Origin of the sequence: Belnapia arida, assembly GCF_016773205.1 — a bacterium.
GTDB lineage: Bacteria > Pseudomonadota > Alphaproteobacteria > Acetobacterales > Acetobacteraceae > Belnapia > Belnapia arida.
The window spans coordinates 67,802-82,666 of record NZ_JAETWB010000002.1; the positions used below are offsets into that span (position 1 = coordinate 67,802).

Annotated in this window: 16 protein-coding genes and 1 other RNA gene; 5 read left to right on the forward strand and 12 right to left on the reverse strand. The window is 68.4% G+C overall.

The genetic code is table 11. The features are described from left to right. Window positions 1-117: 117 nt before the first annotated feature. The 4 genes from JMJ56_RS07295 to nudC all read right to left on the reverse strand — a co-directional run bounded on the left by JMJ56_RS07295 (window position 118) and on the right by nudC (window position 2,457). The gene (locus JMJ56_RS07295; protein WP_202830970.1) at window positions 118-408 is read right to left on the reverse strand and encodes a hypothetical protein; all 291 of its coding nucleotides are present in this window, start codon (window positions 406-408) and stop codon (window positions 118-120) included. Window positions 409-492: 84 nt separating this feature from the next. Further along, the gene (locus JMJ56_RS07300) at window positions 493-1,152 is read right to left on the reverse strand and encodes a phosphorylase family protein (RefSeq protein ID WP_202830971.1); all 660 of its coding nucleotides are present in this window, start codon (window positions 1,150-1,152) and stop codon (window positions 493-495) included. 55 nt (window positions 1,153-1,207) lie between these two features. Continuing rightward, window positions 1,208-1,513: a phosphoribosylamine--glycine ligase gene (locus JMJ56_RS07305; RefSeq protein WP_202830972.1), complete on the reverse strand. Its 306-nt coding sequence runs from the start codon at window positions 1,511-1,513 to the stop codon at window positions 1,208-1,210. Further along, a complete protein-coding gene (nudC, locus tag JMJ56_RS07310; RefSeq protein ID WP_202830973.1) occupies window positions 1,510-2,457 on the reverse strand; it encodes an NAD(+) diphosphatase in 948 nt (315 codons plus the stop codon). The genes JMJ56_RS07305 and nudC overlap by 4 nt, the downstream gene beginning before the upstream one ends. A gap of 100 nt (window positions 2,458-2,557) precedes the next feature. On the opposite strand from nudC, the gene ffs reads away from it, so the two are divergent. From ffs to recR, 4 genes are all read left to right on the forward strand, one after another. Beyond that, window positions 2,558-2,650, forward strand: an RNA gene (gene ffs, locus JMJ56_RS07315) — signal recognition particle sRNA small type. Between the two features lie 49 nt (window positions 2,651-2,699). Next, a complete protein-coding gene (locus JMJ56_RS07320) occupies window positions 2,700-4,571 on the forward strand; it encodes a DNA polymerase III subunit gamma/tau (protein ID WP_202830974.1) in 1,872 nt (623 codons plus the stop codon). A 9-nt stretch (window positions 4,572-4,580) separates the two neighbouring features. Next, window positions 4,581-4,916 (forward strand): YbaB/EbfC family nucleoid-associated protein, encoded by a 336-nt coding sequence (locus JMJ56_RS07325; RefSeq protein WP_043360235.1) that lies wholly within the window; start codon window positions 4,581-4,583, stop codon window positions 4,914-4,916. 4 nt (window positions 4,917-4,920) lie between these two features. Then, complete coding sequence (gene recR / locus JMJ56_RS07330; RefSeq protein WP_202830975.1) at window positions 4,921-5,529, forward strand: recombination mediator RecR; 609 nt, start codon at window positions 4,921-4,923, stop codon at window positions 5,527-5,529. 9 nt (window positions 5,530-5,538) lie between these two features. Here the strand turns inward: recR and JMJ56_RS07335 are convergent, their stop codons facing one another. Beyond that, window positions 5,539-7,608, reverse strand: coding sequence for a calcium-binding protein (locus tag JMJ56_RS07335; RefSeq protein ID WP_202830976.1), 2,070 nt, complete (start codon window positions 7,606-7,608; stop codon window positions 5,539-5,541). Between the two features lie 288 nt (window positions 7,609-7,896). Between JMJ56_RS07335 and JMJ56_RS07340 the strand changes: the two genes are divergently transcribed. Continuing rightward, complete coding sequence (locus tag JMJ56_RS07340; protein ID WP_202830977.1) at window positions 7,897-8,946, forward strand: class I SAM-dependent methyltransferase; 1,050 nt, start codon at window positions 7,897-7,899, stop codon at window positions 8,944-8,946. Between the two features lie 10 nt (window positions 8,947-8,956). Here JMJ56_RS07340 and JMJ56_RS07345 read toward each other — a convergent pair whose 3' ends face one another. The 7 genes from JMJ56_RS07345 to JMJ56_RS07375 form a co-directional block, all read right to left on the reverse strand. After that, window positions 8,957-9,952 (reverse strand): FkbM family methyltransferase, encoded by a 996-nt coding sequence (locus tag JMJ56_RS07345; protein WP_202830978.1) that lies wholly within the window; start codon window positions 9,950-9,952, stop codon window positions 8,957-8,959. A 41-nt stretch (window positions 9,953-9,993) separates the two neighbouring features. After that, window positions 9,994-10,176 carry a CsbD family protein gene (locus JMJ56_RS07350; RefSeq protein ID WP_043342193.1) on the reverse strand — a complete coding sequence of 61 codons (183 nt, stop codon included), beginning with the start codon at window positions 10,174-10,176 and terminating at the stop codon, window positions 9,994-9,996. Window positions 10,177-10,266: 90 nt separating this feature from the next. Beyond that, window positions 10,267-11,598: an aspartate aminotransferase family protein gene (locus tag JMJ56_RS07355; protein WP_202830979.1), complete on the reverse strand. Its 1,332-nt coding sequence runs from the start codon at window positions 11,596-11,598 to the stop codon at window positions 10,267-10,269. 77 nt (window positions 11,599-11,675) lie between these two features. Further along, window positions 11,676-11,822 carry a hypothetical protein gene (locus tag JMJ56_RS07360; RefSeq protein ID WP_202830980.1) on the reverse strand — a complete coding sequence of 49 codons (147 nt, stop codon included), beginning with the start codon at window positions 11,820-11,822 and terminating at the stop codon, window positions 11,676-11,678. A 58-nt stretch (window positions 11,823-11,880) separates the two neighbouring features. Continuing rightward, window positions 11,881-13,128 (reverse strand): NupC/NupG family nucleoside CNT transporter, encoded by a 1,248-nt coding sequence (locus JMJ56_RS07365; protein WP_202830981.1) that lies wholly within the window; start codon window positions 13,126-13,128, stop codon window positions 11,881-11,883. After that, on the reverse strand, window positions 13,125-14,135 hold the full coding sequence (locus JMJ56_RS07370) for a DNA recombination protein RmuC (RefSeq protein ID WP_328702303.1): 1,011 nt from the start codon (window positions 14,133-14,135) through the stop codon (window positions 13,125-13,127). Before JMJ56_RS07370 ends, JMJ56_RS07365 begins: the two co-directional genes overlap by 4 nt. A gap of 53 nt (window positions 14,136-14,188) precedes the next feature. Beyond that, complete coding sequence (locus tag JMJ56_RS07375; RefSeq protein ID WP_202830983.1) at window positions 14,189-14,797, reverse strand: carbonic anhydrase; 609 nt, start codon at window positions 14,795-14,797, stop codon at window positions 14,189-14,191. Between the last annotated feature and the right edge of the window lie 68 nt (window positions 14,798-14,865).

Genomic DNA, 14,865 nt, shown 5'->3' on the forward strand with positions numbered 1-14,865 from the left:
TCGGTTGATTCCATCTGATCGGAGCTTGCTCTAACGCGGATATTTCCGGTCAGGCGATCCTGCCTGACCGGAGTTGTTTCGGGATCCGCCTTCCGGTTGGCGTTGGCCGGTGGACCGTCAGTAACGCCGCGGTGCCGTCAGCGCGCCACCTGCCGCACCGATGCCACCACCAACCAGGGCACCCGTGCCGACGCTGCCACCGGTCAGTGCGCCGACGCCAGCACCGGCACCGGCACCGAGCAAGCCACCCGATACGGCTCGCCCGCCCGCGCTCTGGCCGCAGGCCGCAAGGCTGAGCGATACGGTCGCTGCCAACAGCACTGCCTTGAATGTCTTCATGATGATCGCCTCCCGCTTGATGAACGGGAAACGTACCAGTCGGCCAAAAGCCGCTTCCGGCCTGTTCACGTCTCCGCTTCCCTCAGGGGCAAGAGAGGGGCCGGACAAGCGTGCGGCATCATCGCATCGCCAATGCCGGGCCTTGCGCAGGGTTCAGCGCGTATCGCCAGTGAAGTCGGCGCGCGGCACGACGGCGCCGAGCGCCTCCAGCGCCGCCCGGCTGCGGCGGGCGACGACCAGCAGGGCGGGCAATTCCCGCGGCTGGCGAAGCAGGGCGAGTGCCACCCGCCCGGCTGCCGGCCGGCCATCCGCCGTCAGCCCGACCGCAGCGGCGCGTGGCAGCACCTCCTCGGCCGTATCCGCCACGGCCCGCAGGGCTGCGAAGGGCAGGCGGCGGGCGGTGGCGAAGGCGGCCGCCGCCTCGGTCTCCAGATCGACGACGAGGGCGCCGGTCGCCGCCCGCAGCAGCCGCTTACCTGAGGGCTCGCCGACCACGCCGGCCGCGCCCGCCACCATGCCGAGCCGCGCACCGCAACGCTGGGCGAGTCTGGCCGACCAGACCGGATCGGCCGCATAGGCCCCGCCGGGACCGCGCACCCGCGTGGCGACCACCAGATCGCCGGTGATGAGCGAGGGATCGAGCCCGCCGGCGATGCCGAAGCTGAGTACGCCGGTGATGTCCTCCGGCTGGTTCTGCAACAGGGCACGCAGCCGGGCCGGGTCGCCGCCGCTGACGACGACGCGCAGGCCCTTCGGCAACAGGGCCGCCTCCGACTGCATGCCGACGACGGCGAGGATGGACGGGGCGCTCATGCTGCGGTGCAGTATAGACAGGGCGAGCCGGCCCTGCCCACCCCGCGCCGAGAGTTTACCTCGGCTGCTCGGTCTCCACGCCACCCGGAAGGGTCAGGCCACGGGTGCGCAGACAATCCCGGAAGGCGCGGGCCAGCAAGGTCCGCTCCTCCCGGTTCAGCCGGTCGTCATTCACTGAGTTGCCCGGCATCCGCTGACGGTTGAGCGCGGTGACGGCCGGGGATTGCCTGGCTTCCTCCCGGCACTCCTGCTGCTCCGGCGTCTCCGGCTGGCGCTGCGGCGCGGCGCCGAGAAGTCTGTCGTACAGGCCGCAGCCGCCGAGCGGCAGGAGCAGGGCGAGCGCCGCGGCGGCTCGCCTCATCGCCTGGTCCCTGCCGGTCCAGCTTCGGCCAGCCAGTCCTCGATCAGCCGGCGGGCGATGCTGTCGCCGCGCGGCAGGGCGAAGCCATGCGCCTCAGGGTTGCGCATCTGCTCGACCGTGAACCAACGGGCGTCGCGCAGCTCTTCCGGGTCGATGGTGATCTCGTCGCTCAGCCCCTCGGCATGGAAGCCGAGCATGATGGAGGCGGGAAAGGGCCAGGGCTGCGAGGAATGGTAGAGGACCTCCCCGACATCGATGCCGGCCTCCTCCTTCACCTCGCGGCGCACCGCCTCCTCCAGCGTTTCGCCCGGCTCGACGAAGCCGGCGAGGGTCGAGTACATCACGCTGTTGGGGAAGCGGGTGGAATGGCCGAGCAGGCAGCGCCCCTCGCGCACCACCAGCATGATGACGGCCGGGTCGGTCCGTGGGAAATGCTGCGTGCCGCAGTTGGTGCAGGCCATGGCATTGCCGGCCGAGCGCGGCTCGCAGCCGGCGCCGCAGACGCCGCAGAAGCGGTGCCGGGTGCGCCAGTGCATCAATCCGCGCGCATGGGCGAGGACGCTTGCCTCGCCCGGCGGCAGCAGCCCGGCGACGGCGCGGAGGTCGGTGAAGGCGCCCATTCCCTCCGGCAGCAGCGGCAGCGGGTCCTCCGCCTGGGAGCAATCGACGGCGAAGACCGGCCGCCCCTCCCAAAAGCCGAGGAAGGCCCAGGGCCCACCCGCCATGCGCACCGCCTCGGCCGCGGCGCCGGTCAGCAGCACCGCCTCCGGCGCGCCTTCGGGGACGCCCTTCATCAGGCTGCGGCTGCGCCAGACCGGGACGAAGAGCGTCTCCGCATCGGCCAGGGCGGCCTCGATAAAGGCGGCATCCTCGCGGCGGTTGGACGCGCGATCGAGGGGGCTGCCGGAATAGGCGTTGGGGCGGCTGGCGGGAATGGAGAGCATGCGGGACGGACGGTGCCATGCGAGGGGCGCGGGGGCAACGGGCGGACCGAAGAGCCCGGCTTGTACGAAGCCCCCCAGGGCATGATATGGTGCCCCCGGAAGGTCGGCGGCGGACGGGCTCCCCGCCAACCCGGTCAGGTCCGGAAGGAAGCAGCCGTAACGGGTTCTCGCCCGGGTCGCTTGCCGGCCTTCCACCCTCTCCCCGGCCCGGCGGGCCAGATGCACGGGATGCCGCCGCGCCGATGTCCTCATCCCTATTCGGCACCGAAGACCCGCCGCCCGAGGACGCCCTGCCAGAGCCGCCGGCCGAGGGCCCCGGCCTCTTCGGCGAGGCTCCGCCCCTGCCGCCGCCGCCCGCCCCGATGCCGCCCGCTGCCCAGGTAGATGCGCCCTACCGGGTGCTTGCCCGCAAGTACCGCCCCAGCACCTTCGAGCAGCTGATCGGCCAGGATGCGCTGGTGCGCACGCTCCGCAACGCCTTCGCGCAGGACCGCGTGGCGCATGCCTACCTGCTGACCGGCGTGCGCGGCGTCGGCAAGACCACCACGGCGCGGATCATCGCCCGCGCGCTCAACTGCATCGGCCCGGACGGCAAGGGCGGCCCGACGCCGGAGCCCTGCGGCGTCTGCCCGGAATGCAAGGCGATCCTCGCCGACCGCCACCCGGATGTGCAGGAGCTCGACGCCGCCTCCAACAACGGCATCGACGACGTGCGGGAGCTGCGCGAGCGGCTGCGCTACCGCCCGGCCCAGGGGCGCTTCAAGGTCATCATCCTGGACGAGGTCCACATGTTGTCGACGGCGGCGTTCAACGCGCTGCTGAAGACGCTGGAGGAGCCGCCGGCTCAGGTGAAATTCATGCTGGCGACGACCGAGCTGCGCAAGGTCCCGGCGACCATCCTTTCGCGCTGCCAGACCTTCCACCTGAAGCGCGTTCCCCAGGCGGAGCTGCGCGGGCATTTCGAGCGCATCGCCGGGCTCGAGCGGGTGACGGTGGAGGCGGAGGCGTTGGCGATGCTGGCCCGTGCCGCGGATGGCTCGGTGCGCGACGGCCTCTCGCTGCTCGACCAGGCGATCGCCCTCGGCGGGCCGGAGGGGCAGGTCACCGCCGAGGCGGTACGCGACATGCTCGGCCTCGCCGACCACGCCATGGTGCTCGAGCTGATGGAGGCGCTGATGGCCGGCCGCACGGCGGAGGCCCTCGCCCTGCTCGACCGCGCGCATGAGCGCGGCGCCGACCCGGCCGTGGTGCTGCAGGACCTGCTGGAGCTGACCCATACCCTGACCCGCCTGCGCAGCGTCCCCGGCCTGAAGGACGATCCCTCGCTGACCGAGGGCGAGCGCACCCGTGGCGCGGCGCTGGCCGAGCGCCTCTCCGTCCCCGTGCTAGGCCGTGCCTGGCAGATGCTGCTGAAAGGCCTCGGGGAGGTGAACGAGGCGCCGGACCGCCGCGCCGCGACGGAGATGGTGCTGATCCGCCTCGCTCATGTCGCGGAGATGCCGACGCCGGGCGACCTGGTGCGCCGCCTGACCGAGGGCGGCGCGGTGCCCGCCGGCACGCCCCGCCCCGCCCCGCCCGGCAATGGCGGCGGCATGCGGGCGGTGGCCAACGGCCCGCCGGTGCTGGCCGATGCCGTCGCCACGCCCGACCTCGCCCAGCCGCGGAGCTGGCGCGAGGTGGTGGCACTCGCCTCCGGCCGCAAGCCGATGGTGCATGCCCATCTCGTCCACAGCGTCCATCCCGTGCGGGTGCAGCCGGGGCGGATCGAGATGCGGGTCCAGCCGGACACGCCGCGCGACCTCGCCACCGAGCTCGGCGCCCTGCTGCTGGAGCGCACCGGCCAGCGCTGGACCATCGCCCTCTCCAACGCCGAGGGCGAGCCGACCCTCGCCCAGCAGGGCCGCACCGCCGATGCGGAGCGCCGCAGCCTGGCGCAGAGCCACCCGCTGGTGCAGGCGGTGCTGGCCGCCTTCCCCGGCACGGTGATCGAGGCGGTGCGCGATGCCGGGGCGGATGCCTACGGCCTCACCGCCATCGCCACGGAGGCGGACGGCGAGGGCGAACCGCCGGATTTCGACGATGTTCCACCCCCCGATGACGACGAGAGAGAATAGGGCAGCGCCATGAAGAACCTCGGCAACATGCTGAAGCAGGCCCAGCAGATGCAGTCCCGCATGGCGGAAATGCAGGCGAAGCTGGATGCCACCACCGTCGATGGCGCCGCCGGCGCCGGCATGGTGCAGGTGACGCTGACCGGCAAGGGCGACCTCAAGCGCGTCGCCATCGACCCGAGCCTGATGGCGGCCGACGAGCGCGAGGTGCTGGAGGACCTGCTGGTCGCCGCCCACGCCGATGCCAAGCAGAAGGTCGAGGCCATGATGGCCGAGGAGATGCAGAAGGCGACGGCCGGGCTGAACCTGCCGGGCGGCCTGCCGGGCGGCTTCAAGCTGCCCTTCTAATGGAATGAGTGACCGGCCCGCCGACCCGATCGAGCAGCTGGTCGGGCTGCTCGCCCGCCTTCCCGGCCTAGGCCGGCGGAGCGCCCGGCGCGCGGCGCTCAAGATGCTGATGCAGCCGGACCGGGTGATGCTGCCGCTCGCCGCCGCGCTCCAGGCCGCGGCGGCGGCAGTGCAGCCCTGCGGCACCTGCGGCAACCTCGACGCCCGCAATCCCTGCCGCATCTGCCGCGACCCGCAGCGGGACCACGGGCTGATCTGCGTCGTCGAGGGCGTCTCCGAACTCTGGGCGCTGGAGCGCGCGCATGCCCATCGCGGCCTCTACCACGTGCTGGGTGGCACGCTCTCGGCGCTCGGCGGCGTCGGGCCGGAAGACCTCGCCGTACAGCCTCTCCTTGCCCGGATCGAGGGCGCCGAGCCCAGGGTGGAGGAGGTGATCCTCGCCCTGCCCGCAACGGTCGATGGGGCGACGACGGCGCACTACCTCTCCGACCGCTTGGCCGGCACCGGCGCGCGCGTCACCCGCCTGGCCCAGGGCGTGCCGATGGGCGGCGCGCTCGACGTGCTCGACGAGGGCACGCTGGCGGCGGCGCTGAAGGCGCGGCGCTCGCTATGATGCTTCCTTTCAGATGATGAAATCGCTTTCGAGCAGCTCTGCCTTGGAGACGCCGACGAGGTAGAGGTAGTCGAGACCATCGCCGAGCGAGATGTATGTGCTGCCGGCGCCGTCATCGACGGCCCTGGCTATGACGGTGGCGGCGTTGGCGTAGCGGTAGGCGGAGACGTCGACCTTGTCTTTCGTGGAATCAAACTCGAAGACGATGTCGTAGGAGACGGAGCCGGACTGGCGCGGGTCGACAATGATGGTGTTGTTGCCACGGGCGACGTAGTTGCCGACATCCGTGACGCCGAGGGTCGACAGGGAGATGAAATCGATGCCGTCGCCAGCGCGGTAGGTGTCGGAGCCTCCGCGGCCGAAGAGGACGTTGTTGCCGGAGTTGCCGACCATCTCGTTGCCGAAGATCGAGCCGACGGCGGTGGTGCCGGTTCCGTTCGGGTCGTCGGCGCCCTCGGCGATGATGACGCGCTCCGCGACCGAATAGACATCCCAGTAGAAATTCGCCTTGGAGATGATGGTGTCGAAGCCGCCGAAGCCATAGGCGGCATAGGCTGGAATGTTGCCTTCGTCGACCAGATCGAGGCCGCTGTGGACGACGTACGTATCGCTGCCGGCACCGCCGAGCAGGACGTTACCGAAGCCGGCCGGGCTGGAGCCGCCATCGAGCGTATCGTTGCCGGCTTCGCCGATCAGGAGGTCGATCCCGGCGCCAGCCACAACGCTATCATTGCCGGCCCCGCCGTAGAGGTAGTCGGCGCCAATGCCCCCGGTGAGCGTATCGTCGCCACCTTGGCCGTAAAGCGAATTGCCGCTGTCGTTACCGGTGATCTGGTTGCCCAGTTCGTTGCCAACGCCAAAGCCCGCAGTAGCGCCGGCGGTCAGCACCAGGTTCTCGACACCGGTCATCAGATTGAGGCTGATGCTCGACCGGATGGTGTCGATGCCATCCCCTGGCAGCTCTGTCACCGTGTCGCCGGCACCGTCTAGCACATAGGTGTCGTTGCCGGCGCCGCCGGACATGACATCGTCACCCGTGCCGCCATTCAACGTGTCATCGGAGGTGCCGCCAGCTAGCGTATCCGTGCCTGCATCGCCCTGGAGGACGTATTGGCCGTCATCGGCCGCGATGATCGAATCCGCCCCGTCGCCGCCGGAGAGGGTCGCGTTGCCGCCCCGCCCAGGGAAACACTCGATGACGTCGTTTCCGTCATCGCCATAGACATGAATGACACCGCCCGGATCGGCGAAGGTCTGGCCAATCTGATCGTTGCCGGTTCCGCCACGAACCGTGCCGCTGCTGCTGGCGAAGATGATATCGTTGCCGGAGCCGCCATCCATGCTGTCGGTGCCGGTGCCGCCCAGGATGACGTCGTCCCCGTCGTTGCCCAGCAACGTATCGTCGCCCGACCCGCCATACAGCGAATCGTTACCGATCCCGCCATCCAGGCTATCGGTCCCAGCCGCCCCGCCGTCCAACGTGTCATTGCCCGAAAGGCCGAAGATCGTGTCGTTGCCGAGGCCGCCCAACTGGGATTCTGCGGCAGCGGTGCCGTTCAGGCGCAAGCCGGCCAGGGGGGCACCTTGAGGATCATACCCAAGGTTAGCTTGGGTCAGCGCGCTGGTGGCCACGCCTTTGAGGATGACCAGGGGGACGTAGTTGTTCCCTCCGCCATTCTCGTCCCATTGGACGATGGTATCGCCTTGCTGCGCCACCAGTCGCAAGTACCCGGCCGGCCCGAATGGGTTACCGAGGTCGACGCCCAGGTCACGGATGGGGCGCAGCAGATCGGAGAAGTCGAGAATATCGCCGCCACCGCCGGGGGCGAAATCAGTGACAAGGATCGCGTCGGCCTCGGTCAGCCCTATATGGATGGGCGGCAGGTGGATCGTGTCCTGACCGGCACCGCCAATGACCGTGGTGGGACCGTTAGGGCTGATTTGGTCGTTGCCGTCACCGCCGTCGATCGTATTGCCGAAACTGCCGATTAGGGTGTCGTTGCCGCCAAGCCCGGACAGCGAGTCGAAGGGTCCGCCCTGGAGAAAATTCTCGCCTGAGACGTCGATTTGCGTCGCCATTTTTGGCTTCCGACCTATGACATGATTCAAACTCGCGCCCCGGCTATCAACCATAGCTTCGTAAATCGAGAGTTAATTTTGCCACCTCGAACGGCTGCAGCGGACCCTCCGCAACACCCAGGCAGCTTCGATTTTGCCGGCAGTCATGATTGTTCTGTATTGAAGCTGAGATATGCTTGCACCTTACGGCGGCCCGGATCGTACTTTTCCAGACTGAGAAATTTCTTTTGAAGCTGGCCGGCACAGTTTTCGAGGGATCTTAACCTAGCTTAGGACCATTTACGGATAATGACCCAGTTACTCCCTCATCAGGCGATCATTTGGGCGTTCCGTATGTTGATCGGGCGTGATCCGAAGGATGAAGGCGAAATTGAGCTGCACAGACGGCACCCCGATATCGATTCCCTGCGCACCGCCTTTCTGAGCACCCCAGAATTCCGAATGACCCTATCGAAGTTCGGGCCCAAACAGCCCTACTGCGCACCGCTTTTCCTGTTGCAGAAGCCGCAGGATCCGGCACTCCCCTGGCGCTTCGCTCCGCCATCACTGCAAGAGCCGGTGTCGCAGCTTTGTACCGCCGCGCAGATGGAAGAACCCTGCTTCGCTGAACTCTGTGCCGCGCTTGACCTACCCGTAAGCCAGCATCGCAAGATCTGGGAATTCTGCTTTCTTGTTGCGGCAATGAAAGAAAAGGGCCTGCTCCGGCCCGGCTTGCGGGCGCTCGGCTTCGGCGTCGGGACGGAGCCACTGCCCGCTTTCTTGGTGAAGCACGGCATAAGCGTCCTTGCGACCGATGCACCGCTCGACGTCGTGGAGGGCCAAGGCTGGGAAACATCCAACCAGCACGCGACAGGCATCGAGGCCCTGGATCGCCCTGCAATTCTTCCCTTTGAAATTCTACAGCGCCACACTCAGTTCAAGGCGCTCGACATGAACGCAATACCGGATGATCTCGAAGGCTTCGACCTGTGCTGGTCGTCCTGCGCCCTCGAGCACCTCGGCTCGATCGGCCACGGCCTGCGGTTCATCGAGGAAAGCCTCCGCCCGTTGAAGCCGGGTGGCTTCGCCCTTCACACGACCGAATTCAATCTTTCTTCCAACTCCCATACCCTGGAAGCGCCCAACCTCGCCTTCTTCCGCAGGCGGGATATCGAAGAACTGGCCAGCCGGCTTGTGGCGGCTGGCCATCAGGTCGCTCCACTCAACTTTCATCCGGGTGAAGCAGAACTCGATACTGTCATCGACTTGCCGCCTTACGCGCTGCCGCATCTGAAGCTGTTGGCAGCCGACTACGTCACCACGTCGATCGGCCTGATCATCCGTAAGGCGGGGGGCTAACGTAAGCGGATCAGCCTGGACTTTGACCGAAGTTCACCGGATCCAGGCGAGACAGGTAAAGCATCGTGTCTTCCCGTTCAGCCAGAAGGCGCTCCGGCTGAGCGGGCCTTACCACTGCGTCATCATCAAGCTGACGCAACGGGAACGCGGCCGAGATCTCCTTCAGCATCCGCTGCGGGTCCCGGCAACGGAGCGCGTTGAACTCCAAGAGGATTTTGATGTCGGGGCTACGCCGAATAAGGTCGCCAATGCCCGACCACAATACTTCCTCGGCTCCTTCGACGTCGATCTTCATAAAATCAACAGAGCCGACGGCCAGATCGTTCAATGCGAGTGTTTCGACCTCGATTTCGATAACGTCGCCGTCCGTCGTGGACACTCCGGCCATCAGGCTGCCATTTTTGGGATCGCGAACCGAAGCACGGAATTGCAGACGGTCACCGCTGCGCCCCGCAATGGCCTTGGCCTCGCACTCCGTCCACCGGCTGAAGCCGTTGATATCAATGTTTCGCCGCAACAAATCCAGCAGCCGGGGGTTGGGCTCGAAAGCAAGGACCTTGCCATCAGCACCAACCAGATCACCCATTAAAACGGTATAATAACCAAGATTAGCACCGACATCGACAACGGTCATGCCTTTGCTTACGTTACGCCAGATGAAATCGCTTACCCAATATTCCCAATAACCGTCCATCATCAAGTGCGGCGCAAGACCACGATCCCGACAGTCGACAAAAAATTTATAACGGCCAAGAATTCGGCACAGTATAGTTTCAGAATCTATTGGGATCGTGTGGCAACGCCGCCGAATCGCTGCTTCGAGGCCTCGGCGGTCCTGGGAGGCGATTAAATCCTGGACATTTAAAAGATCAAGTTGTTGGTCAAACGACATCAAATGCCCCCATGCATGGCACCGAACAGCCAGTACGGCGCCGTTCCGGAATTGTAATGCACCATAAGGGGCGGCGGCTAGCCGGTTCAACAACAAGAAGCCGCCCCCCAGCAAATTGGGAGACGGCTCCTACACCAAGCAAACGCCAGCCAATCTCAGTCGTTGGTAGCGTCGCGAACCTTGTCCTTGGCGCCGCCGACGGCGTTCTGCACCTTGCCCTCGGCCTTGTCGGTCTTGCCCTCGGCCTGCAGGGCGGCGTCGCCGGTCACCTTGCCGGCGGCATCCTTCACCGCGCCCTTGACCTGCTTGCCAATGCCTTCGATGCGATCCTTGTCCATGGCTGGCACTCCCCTTGGCGCACCGCGACATGCGATGGCTTCGTGGGCAGAACGCGATGGGAGAACGAAAGGTTCCGGGTTACGATATGGTCACCGGCTGTCCAGCGCTGCATCCACCGCAGCGCCGAAACGCTCGACGATCGTATCGATCTGCTCGGCGGTGACGTTGTAGGGCGGCGCGAGGATGGCATGATCGCCCTGCCGCCCGTCGATCGTCCCGCCCATCGGGTAGCAGGCAAGGCCGCGGGCATAGCCCTCCATCTTCACCCGCTCGTTCAGCTTGAGCGCCGGGTCGAACACCGCCTTGCTGGCCCGGTCGGCGACGAACTCCACCGCCCAGAACAGCCCGCGTCCGCGGATGTCGCCGATATGCCGGTGGTTGCCGAAGCGCTCCAACAGCCGCTGCTCCAGCCGTGCGCCCATCGCCTTGGCGTTCTCGAGCAGGTGCTCCTCGGCGATCACCCGCTGCACCGCGAGCGCCGCGGCGCAGGCCACCGGATGCGCCTGGTAGGTATGGCCGTGCATGAAGGCGCCGGAGCCTTGCAGGAAGGCGTGCATAACCCGCCCATGCACCAGGATGCCGCCAATCGGCTGGTAGCCGCCGCCGAGCCCCTTGGCGACGATCTGGATGTCGGGCACCACGCCCTCCTGCTCCCAGGTATGCATGGCGCCGCAACGGCCCATGCCGCTCATTACCTCGTCGAGGATGAGCAGGGCGCCGTGCCGGTCGCAGACCGCCTTCATCGCCGGGAAATAGCCGGGCAGCGCCGTGGCGCAGCCGAGCGTCGCGCCCACCACCGTCTCCGCTATGAAGCCGATGACGGTATCTGGGCCGAGCCGCTGGAACTCCGTCTCCAACTCATCGGCCAGCCGCGCGACATACTGCTCGTCGCTCTCGCCTTCGCCCTGGCCGCGATAGGCATAGCAGGGCGAGACATGGCTGAATGCGGGCGAGAGCAGCGGCTGATAGGGTGCTCGGCGCATCGCATTGCCGCCGGCCGAGAGCGCGCCGAGCGTGTTGCCGTGGTAGCTCTGCCGCCGGGCGATGAAGCGCGTCCTCTGCGGCTGGCCGAGCTCGAGGAAATACTGCCGCGCCAGCTTGATCGCCGCCTCGTTCCCCTCCGAGCCGGAGGAGCAGAAATAGGCATGCGTCAGCCCGCCCGGCTCGTGGCCGACCAGCACATCCGCCAGCGCCTCGGCGCTCTCGCAGCTGAACAGCGCGGTATGCGCATAGGAGAGCGTGTCGAGCTGCGCCTTGATCGCCTCGATCACCTTCGGATGCCCATGGCCGAGGCAGGCGACGGCCGCGCCGCCGGAGGCGTCGATGATCGCGCGGCCGTCCTGGTCGAAGAGATGGATGCCCTCGCCCCGCACGGCGAGCGGCGGATCGGCATGCAGGCTGCGATGGATGAGGTGGCTCACGGGTGGGACCTCCGGCGCGGCAAGGAGGCGAGGGTTCCATAATTCCGGGAGCCGCTCAACACGCGGCCGACGTGCGATCAAGGCATGGTGCGCGGCGCCGTGGTCTGCGGCGTCGGCGCGACGCGGCCGTTCTGGTCGGGCGTTGCGACCCCATTGGTCCGGCGCGGCGCTTCGGCGCAGGCGGCGAGCAGGGCGAGCAGCATCAGCGGGGCGGCGAGGCGCATGATTCGTCTCCAGGGCGGTTGCAACAGGAGCAGAAACCCCGTCACCGCCCGAAGTTGCTCAGGGCGCCGTCAGCACTCCGACCGTCGCGCCCGCCGTGCAGCAGGCGATGCTCGCCGCGACCAGGGCCTTCAGCCCGAGCCGCAGGATGTCGGCCCGCCGCTCAGCGCACATCCCGACCATCCCCGTCACCATGATCCCGACCGAGGCGAAATTGGTGAAGCCGCAGAGCGCATAGGTGAGGATGACGCGCGAGCGCGGGCTCAGCCCCGCCCCGCCGCTGGCGGCGAGCTGGAGGTAGCTGACGAACTCGTTCACCACCACCTTCACCCCGAGGCTCGCCGCGACCGTCGCGCATTCGCCGGCGGGGATGCCCATGGCGAAGGCCAGCGGCCAGAACACGACGCCCGCGATGCCCTCCAGCGTCCAGCCCGTCAGCGGCTGGAGGATGCCGTTCGAGAGCGCCACGAGGGCCACGAAGACGATGAGCGAGGCCATGATGCCGAGCAGCAATTGCAGCCCGTCCGCCGTGCCGCGCACCAGCGCATCCATGGTGCTGTCGTAGAGCCGCGGCGCCTTCCCCTCCGGCGCGGCGGCGGCCACCGCCTCCCGCTCCGGCAGCATCAGCAGCGCGGCGAGGATGGAGCCCGGCGCCGAGACCAGGCTCGCCGTCAGCAGCTGCCCCGCCGCATCCGGCACCACCGGGGCGATCATCGTCGCATAGACCACCAGCATGTTGCCGCTGATCGTGGCGAGGCCGGCCACCATCACGACGAACAGCTCCGCCTGCGTCAGCCGCCCGAGCCAGGGGCGGATCAGCAGCGGCGCCTCCACCATGCCGACGAAGACATTCGCCGCCACCGAGAGGTTGCAGGCCCCCGAGAGCCCGAACAGCCAGCCGAGCCCCCGCGCCAGGCCCTTCACCACCAGCGGCATGATGCGCCAGTGGTACAGCACGGCCGAGAGCGCGCCGACCAGCAGCACCAGCGGCAGCGCCTGGAAGAACAGGATGAAGCTGCCGCCCGGCACCGTCTCCGCATAGGGCAGCGGCCCGCCGCCGAGATAGCCGAAGACCAGCGTCGTCCCCGCCCGCGTCGCCCGCGCCAGCGCATCCACCGCATCGCCCACCAGGGCGAAGCCGGCCCGCAGCACCGGCACATGCAGCAGCGCCGCGGCGACCAGCATCTGCCCGAGCAGCCCCGCCACCACCACGCGCGGGCGCACGCCGCGCCGGCAGCCGCCCAGCACCCAGGCCAGCAGGCAGAGCGCCGGCAGGCCGGCCAGCGATTGCAGTTGCAGCGCGCTCATTCGGCGGCCCTGGCCGGGGCCGGCGTGTCGATCTCCACCGCCTCGATGCGGGCGGCGGCGCCCAGGATCTTCTGCGCGGTGATGCCGATCTGGTCCATATCGGCCTGCGCCTCGCCGAAATGCCGCTTGAGGTTGGCGACGCGCCGGTCGAGCCGCCCCGTCTCCTCCGCCAGCCGGGCGACCTCCAGCCGCAGGTGCTGCGCCTCCGCCCGCAGCCGCACGTCGCGCATCAGCGCCCGCATGGCGCCGAGCACCGCCCAGAGCGTTCCCGGCGAGACCAGGTAGACGCCGCGCCGCGCCGCCTCCTGCACCAGCCCGCCATGCAGCGCATGGAGGTCGGCATGCAGCGCCTCGGAGGGGAGGAAGATCAGCGCCCCCTCCGCCGTCTCGCCGGGGCGGATGTACTTGGTCGCCACGTCGTCCACATGGCGGCGGATATCGGCCGAGAGGCGCCGCGTCGCCTGCACCCGCGCCGCGTCGTCGGGGGCCGCGCGCAGTGCCTGCCAGGCCTCGAGCGGGAATTTGCTGTCGATGGCGATCGGCCCGGGCGGGAAGGGCAGGCGGATCAGCGCATCGCAGCGCGTGCCGTTGGAGAGCGGGTGCTGCCAGGCCCAGCCCTCGGCCGGCAGGCGGTCGGCCAGCATGTCGCGCAGTTGCACCTCACCGAAGGCCCCGCGCGCCTGCTTGTTGCCGAGGATGCCGGCCAGCGTCGTCACCTGCCCGCCCAGCGCCTCGATATTGGCCCGCGCCGCGTCGATGACGGCCAGCCGTTCATGGATGCGCCGGGCGCTCTCCTGCGTCCGGTCGGCGCTGTCGGCGAGGCTGCGGGCCAAGCGCTCGTTTTGCTGCGCGACGGCCTGGTCGAGCCGGTCGGACAGCGCCTCCATCCGGTCGGCGAGCAGCGCCACGCCTTCCCCGCCGCCGCGCGGGCGGAAGGCGAGCACCAGAAACCCGCCGGCGAGCGCGGCCACGACAGGCACCAGCAAGGGCAGCAGCCAGTCCGGCACGCAGAGCACTCCCCCGATTCGCGGCGGGAAGTCTCGCATGTTTCGAGCTGGGATCAGGAGGCCGGATGGAATTCCCCATCCTCGCCGAGCAGCATCAGCCGCCCCGTCGCCACGCCGAAATGTGCGCCATGCAGCGTCAGCCGGCTGGCCTGCACCGCCTCGACCACCCAGGGGAAGGTCATCAGGTTGGCGAGCGAGATGCGCACCGCCTCATGCTCGCCCTCGGTCTGCTGCTCGGCGGGATCGCAGCGCAGCACCCGTTCCCGCGCCGCTGCGGCGATGCCGATCCAGCCGACGACGAAATCTTGCGCCTCGGGCGGCGCGCCATGCAGCAAGGCCGCGACGCCGCCGCAGAGCGCATGGCCGAGCACCAGCACCCGCTCCACCTTCAGCACCCTCACGGCGAATTCCAGCGCCGCGCTGGTCCCGTGGAAGGCGGCGTCCGGCATATAGGGCGGCACGAGATTGGCGACATTGCGGACGACGAAGAGCTCCCCTGGCGCCGCCGAGAAGATCATCTGCGGATCGACCCGGCTGTCGGAACAGGCGATCACCAGGGTCTTCGGGCTCTGCCCATGCGCCGCCAGCTCCTCGAAGCGCGCCCGCTGCTGCGGCCAGGTCTCCTCGCGGAAGCGGCGGTAGCCGTCGATCAGGCGTTGCATGGGCCTCCTGCTGCGCTGCCATAGGGACTGTGCGGATGTGTTCCGACCGGTGCCGGAATCAAGCCCGC

Excerpts from the sequence above, each read along its gene's own strand:
- JMJ56_RS07365 (WP_202830981.1), bottom strand. The coding sequence starts at position 13,128 with ATGAGCGCGCTGCAACTGCAATCGCTGGCCGGCCTGCCGGCGCTCTGC.
- JMJ56_RS07375 (WP_202830983.1), bottom strand. The coding sequence starts at position 14,797 with ATGCAACGCCTGATCGACGGCTACCGCCGCTTCCGCGAGGAGACCTGG.
- nudC (WP_202830973.1), bottom strand. The coding sequence starts at position 2,457 with ATGCTCTCCATTCCCGCCAGCCGCCCCAACGCCTATTCCGGCAGCCCC.
- JMJ56_RS07350 (WP_043342193.1), bottom strand. The coding sequence starts at position 10,176 with ATGGACAAGGATCGCATCGAAGGCATTGGCAAGCAGGTCAAGGGCGCG.
- recR (WP_202830975.1), top strand. The coding sequence starts at position 4,921 with ATGAGTGACCGGCCCGCCGACCCGATCGAGCAGCTGGTCGGGCTGCTC.
- JMJ56_RS07320 (WP_202830974.1), top strand. The coding sequence starts at position 2,700 with ATGTCCTCATCCCTATTCGGCACCGAAGACCCGCCGCCCGAGGACGCC.
- JMJ56_RS07305 (WP_202830972.1), bottom strand. The coding sequence starts at position 1,513 with ATGAGGCGAGCCGCCGCGGCGCTCGCCCTGCTCCTGCCGCTCGGCGGC.
- JMJ56_RS07340 (WP_202830977.1), top strand. The coding sequence starts at position 7,897 with ATGACCCAGTTACTCCCTCATCAGGCGATCATTTGGGCGTTCCGTATG.
- JMJ56_RS07300 (WP_202830971.1), bottom strand. The coding sequence starts at position 1,152 with ATGAGCGCCCCGTCCATCCTCGCCGTCGTCGGCATGCAGTCGGAGGCG.
- JMJ56_RS07360 (WP_202830980.1), bottom strand. The coding sequence starts at position 11,822 with ATGCGCCTCGCCGCCCCGCTGATGCTGCTCGCCCTGCTCGCCGCCTGC.
- JMJ56_RS07335 (WP_202830976.1), bottom strand. The coding sequence starts at position 7,608 with ATGGCGACGCAAATCGACGTCTCAGGCGAGAATTTTCTCCAGGGCGGA.
- JMJ56_RS07325 (WP_043360235.1), top strand. The coding sequence starts at position 4,581 with ATGAAGAACCTCGGCAACATGCTGAAGCAGGCCCAGCAGATGCAGTCC.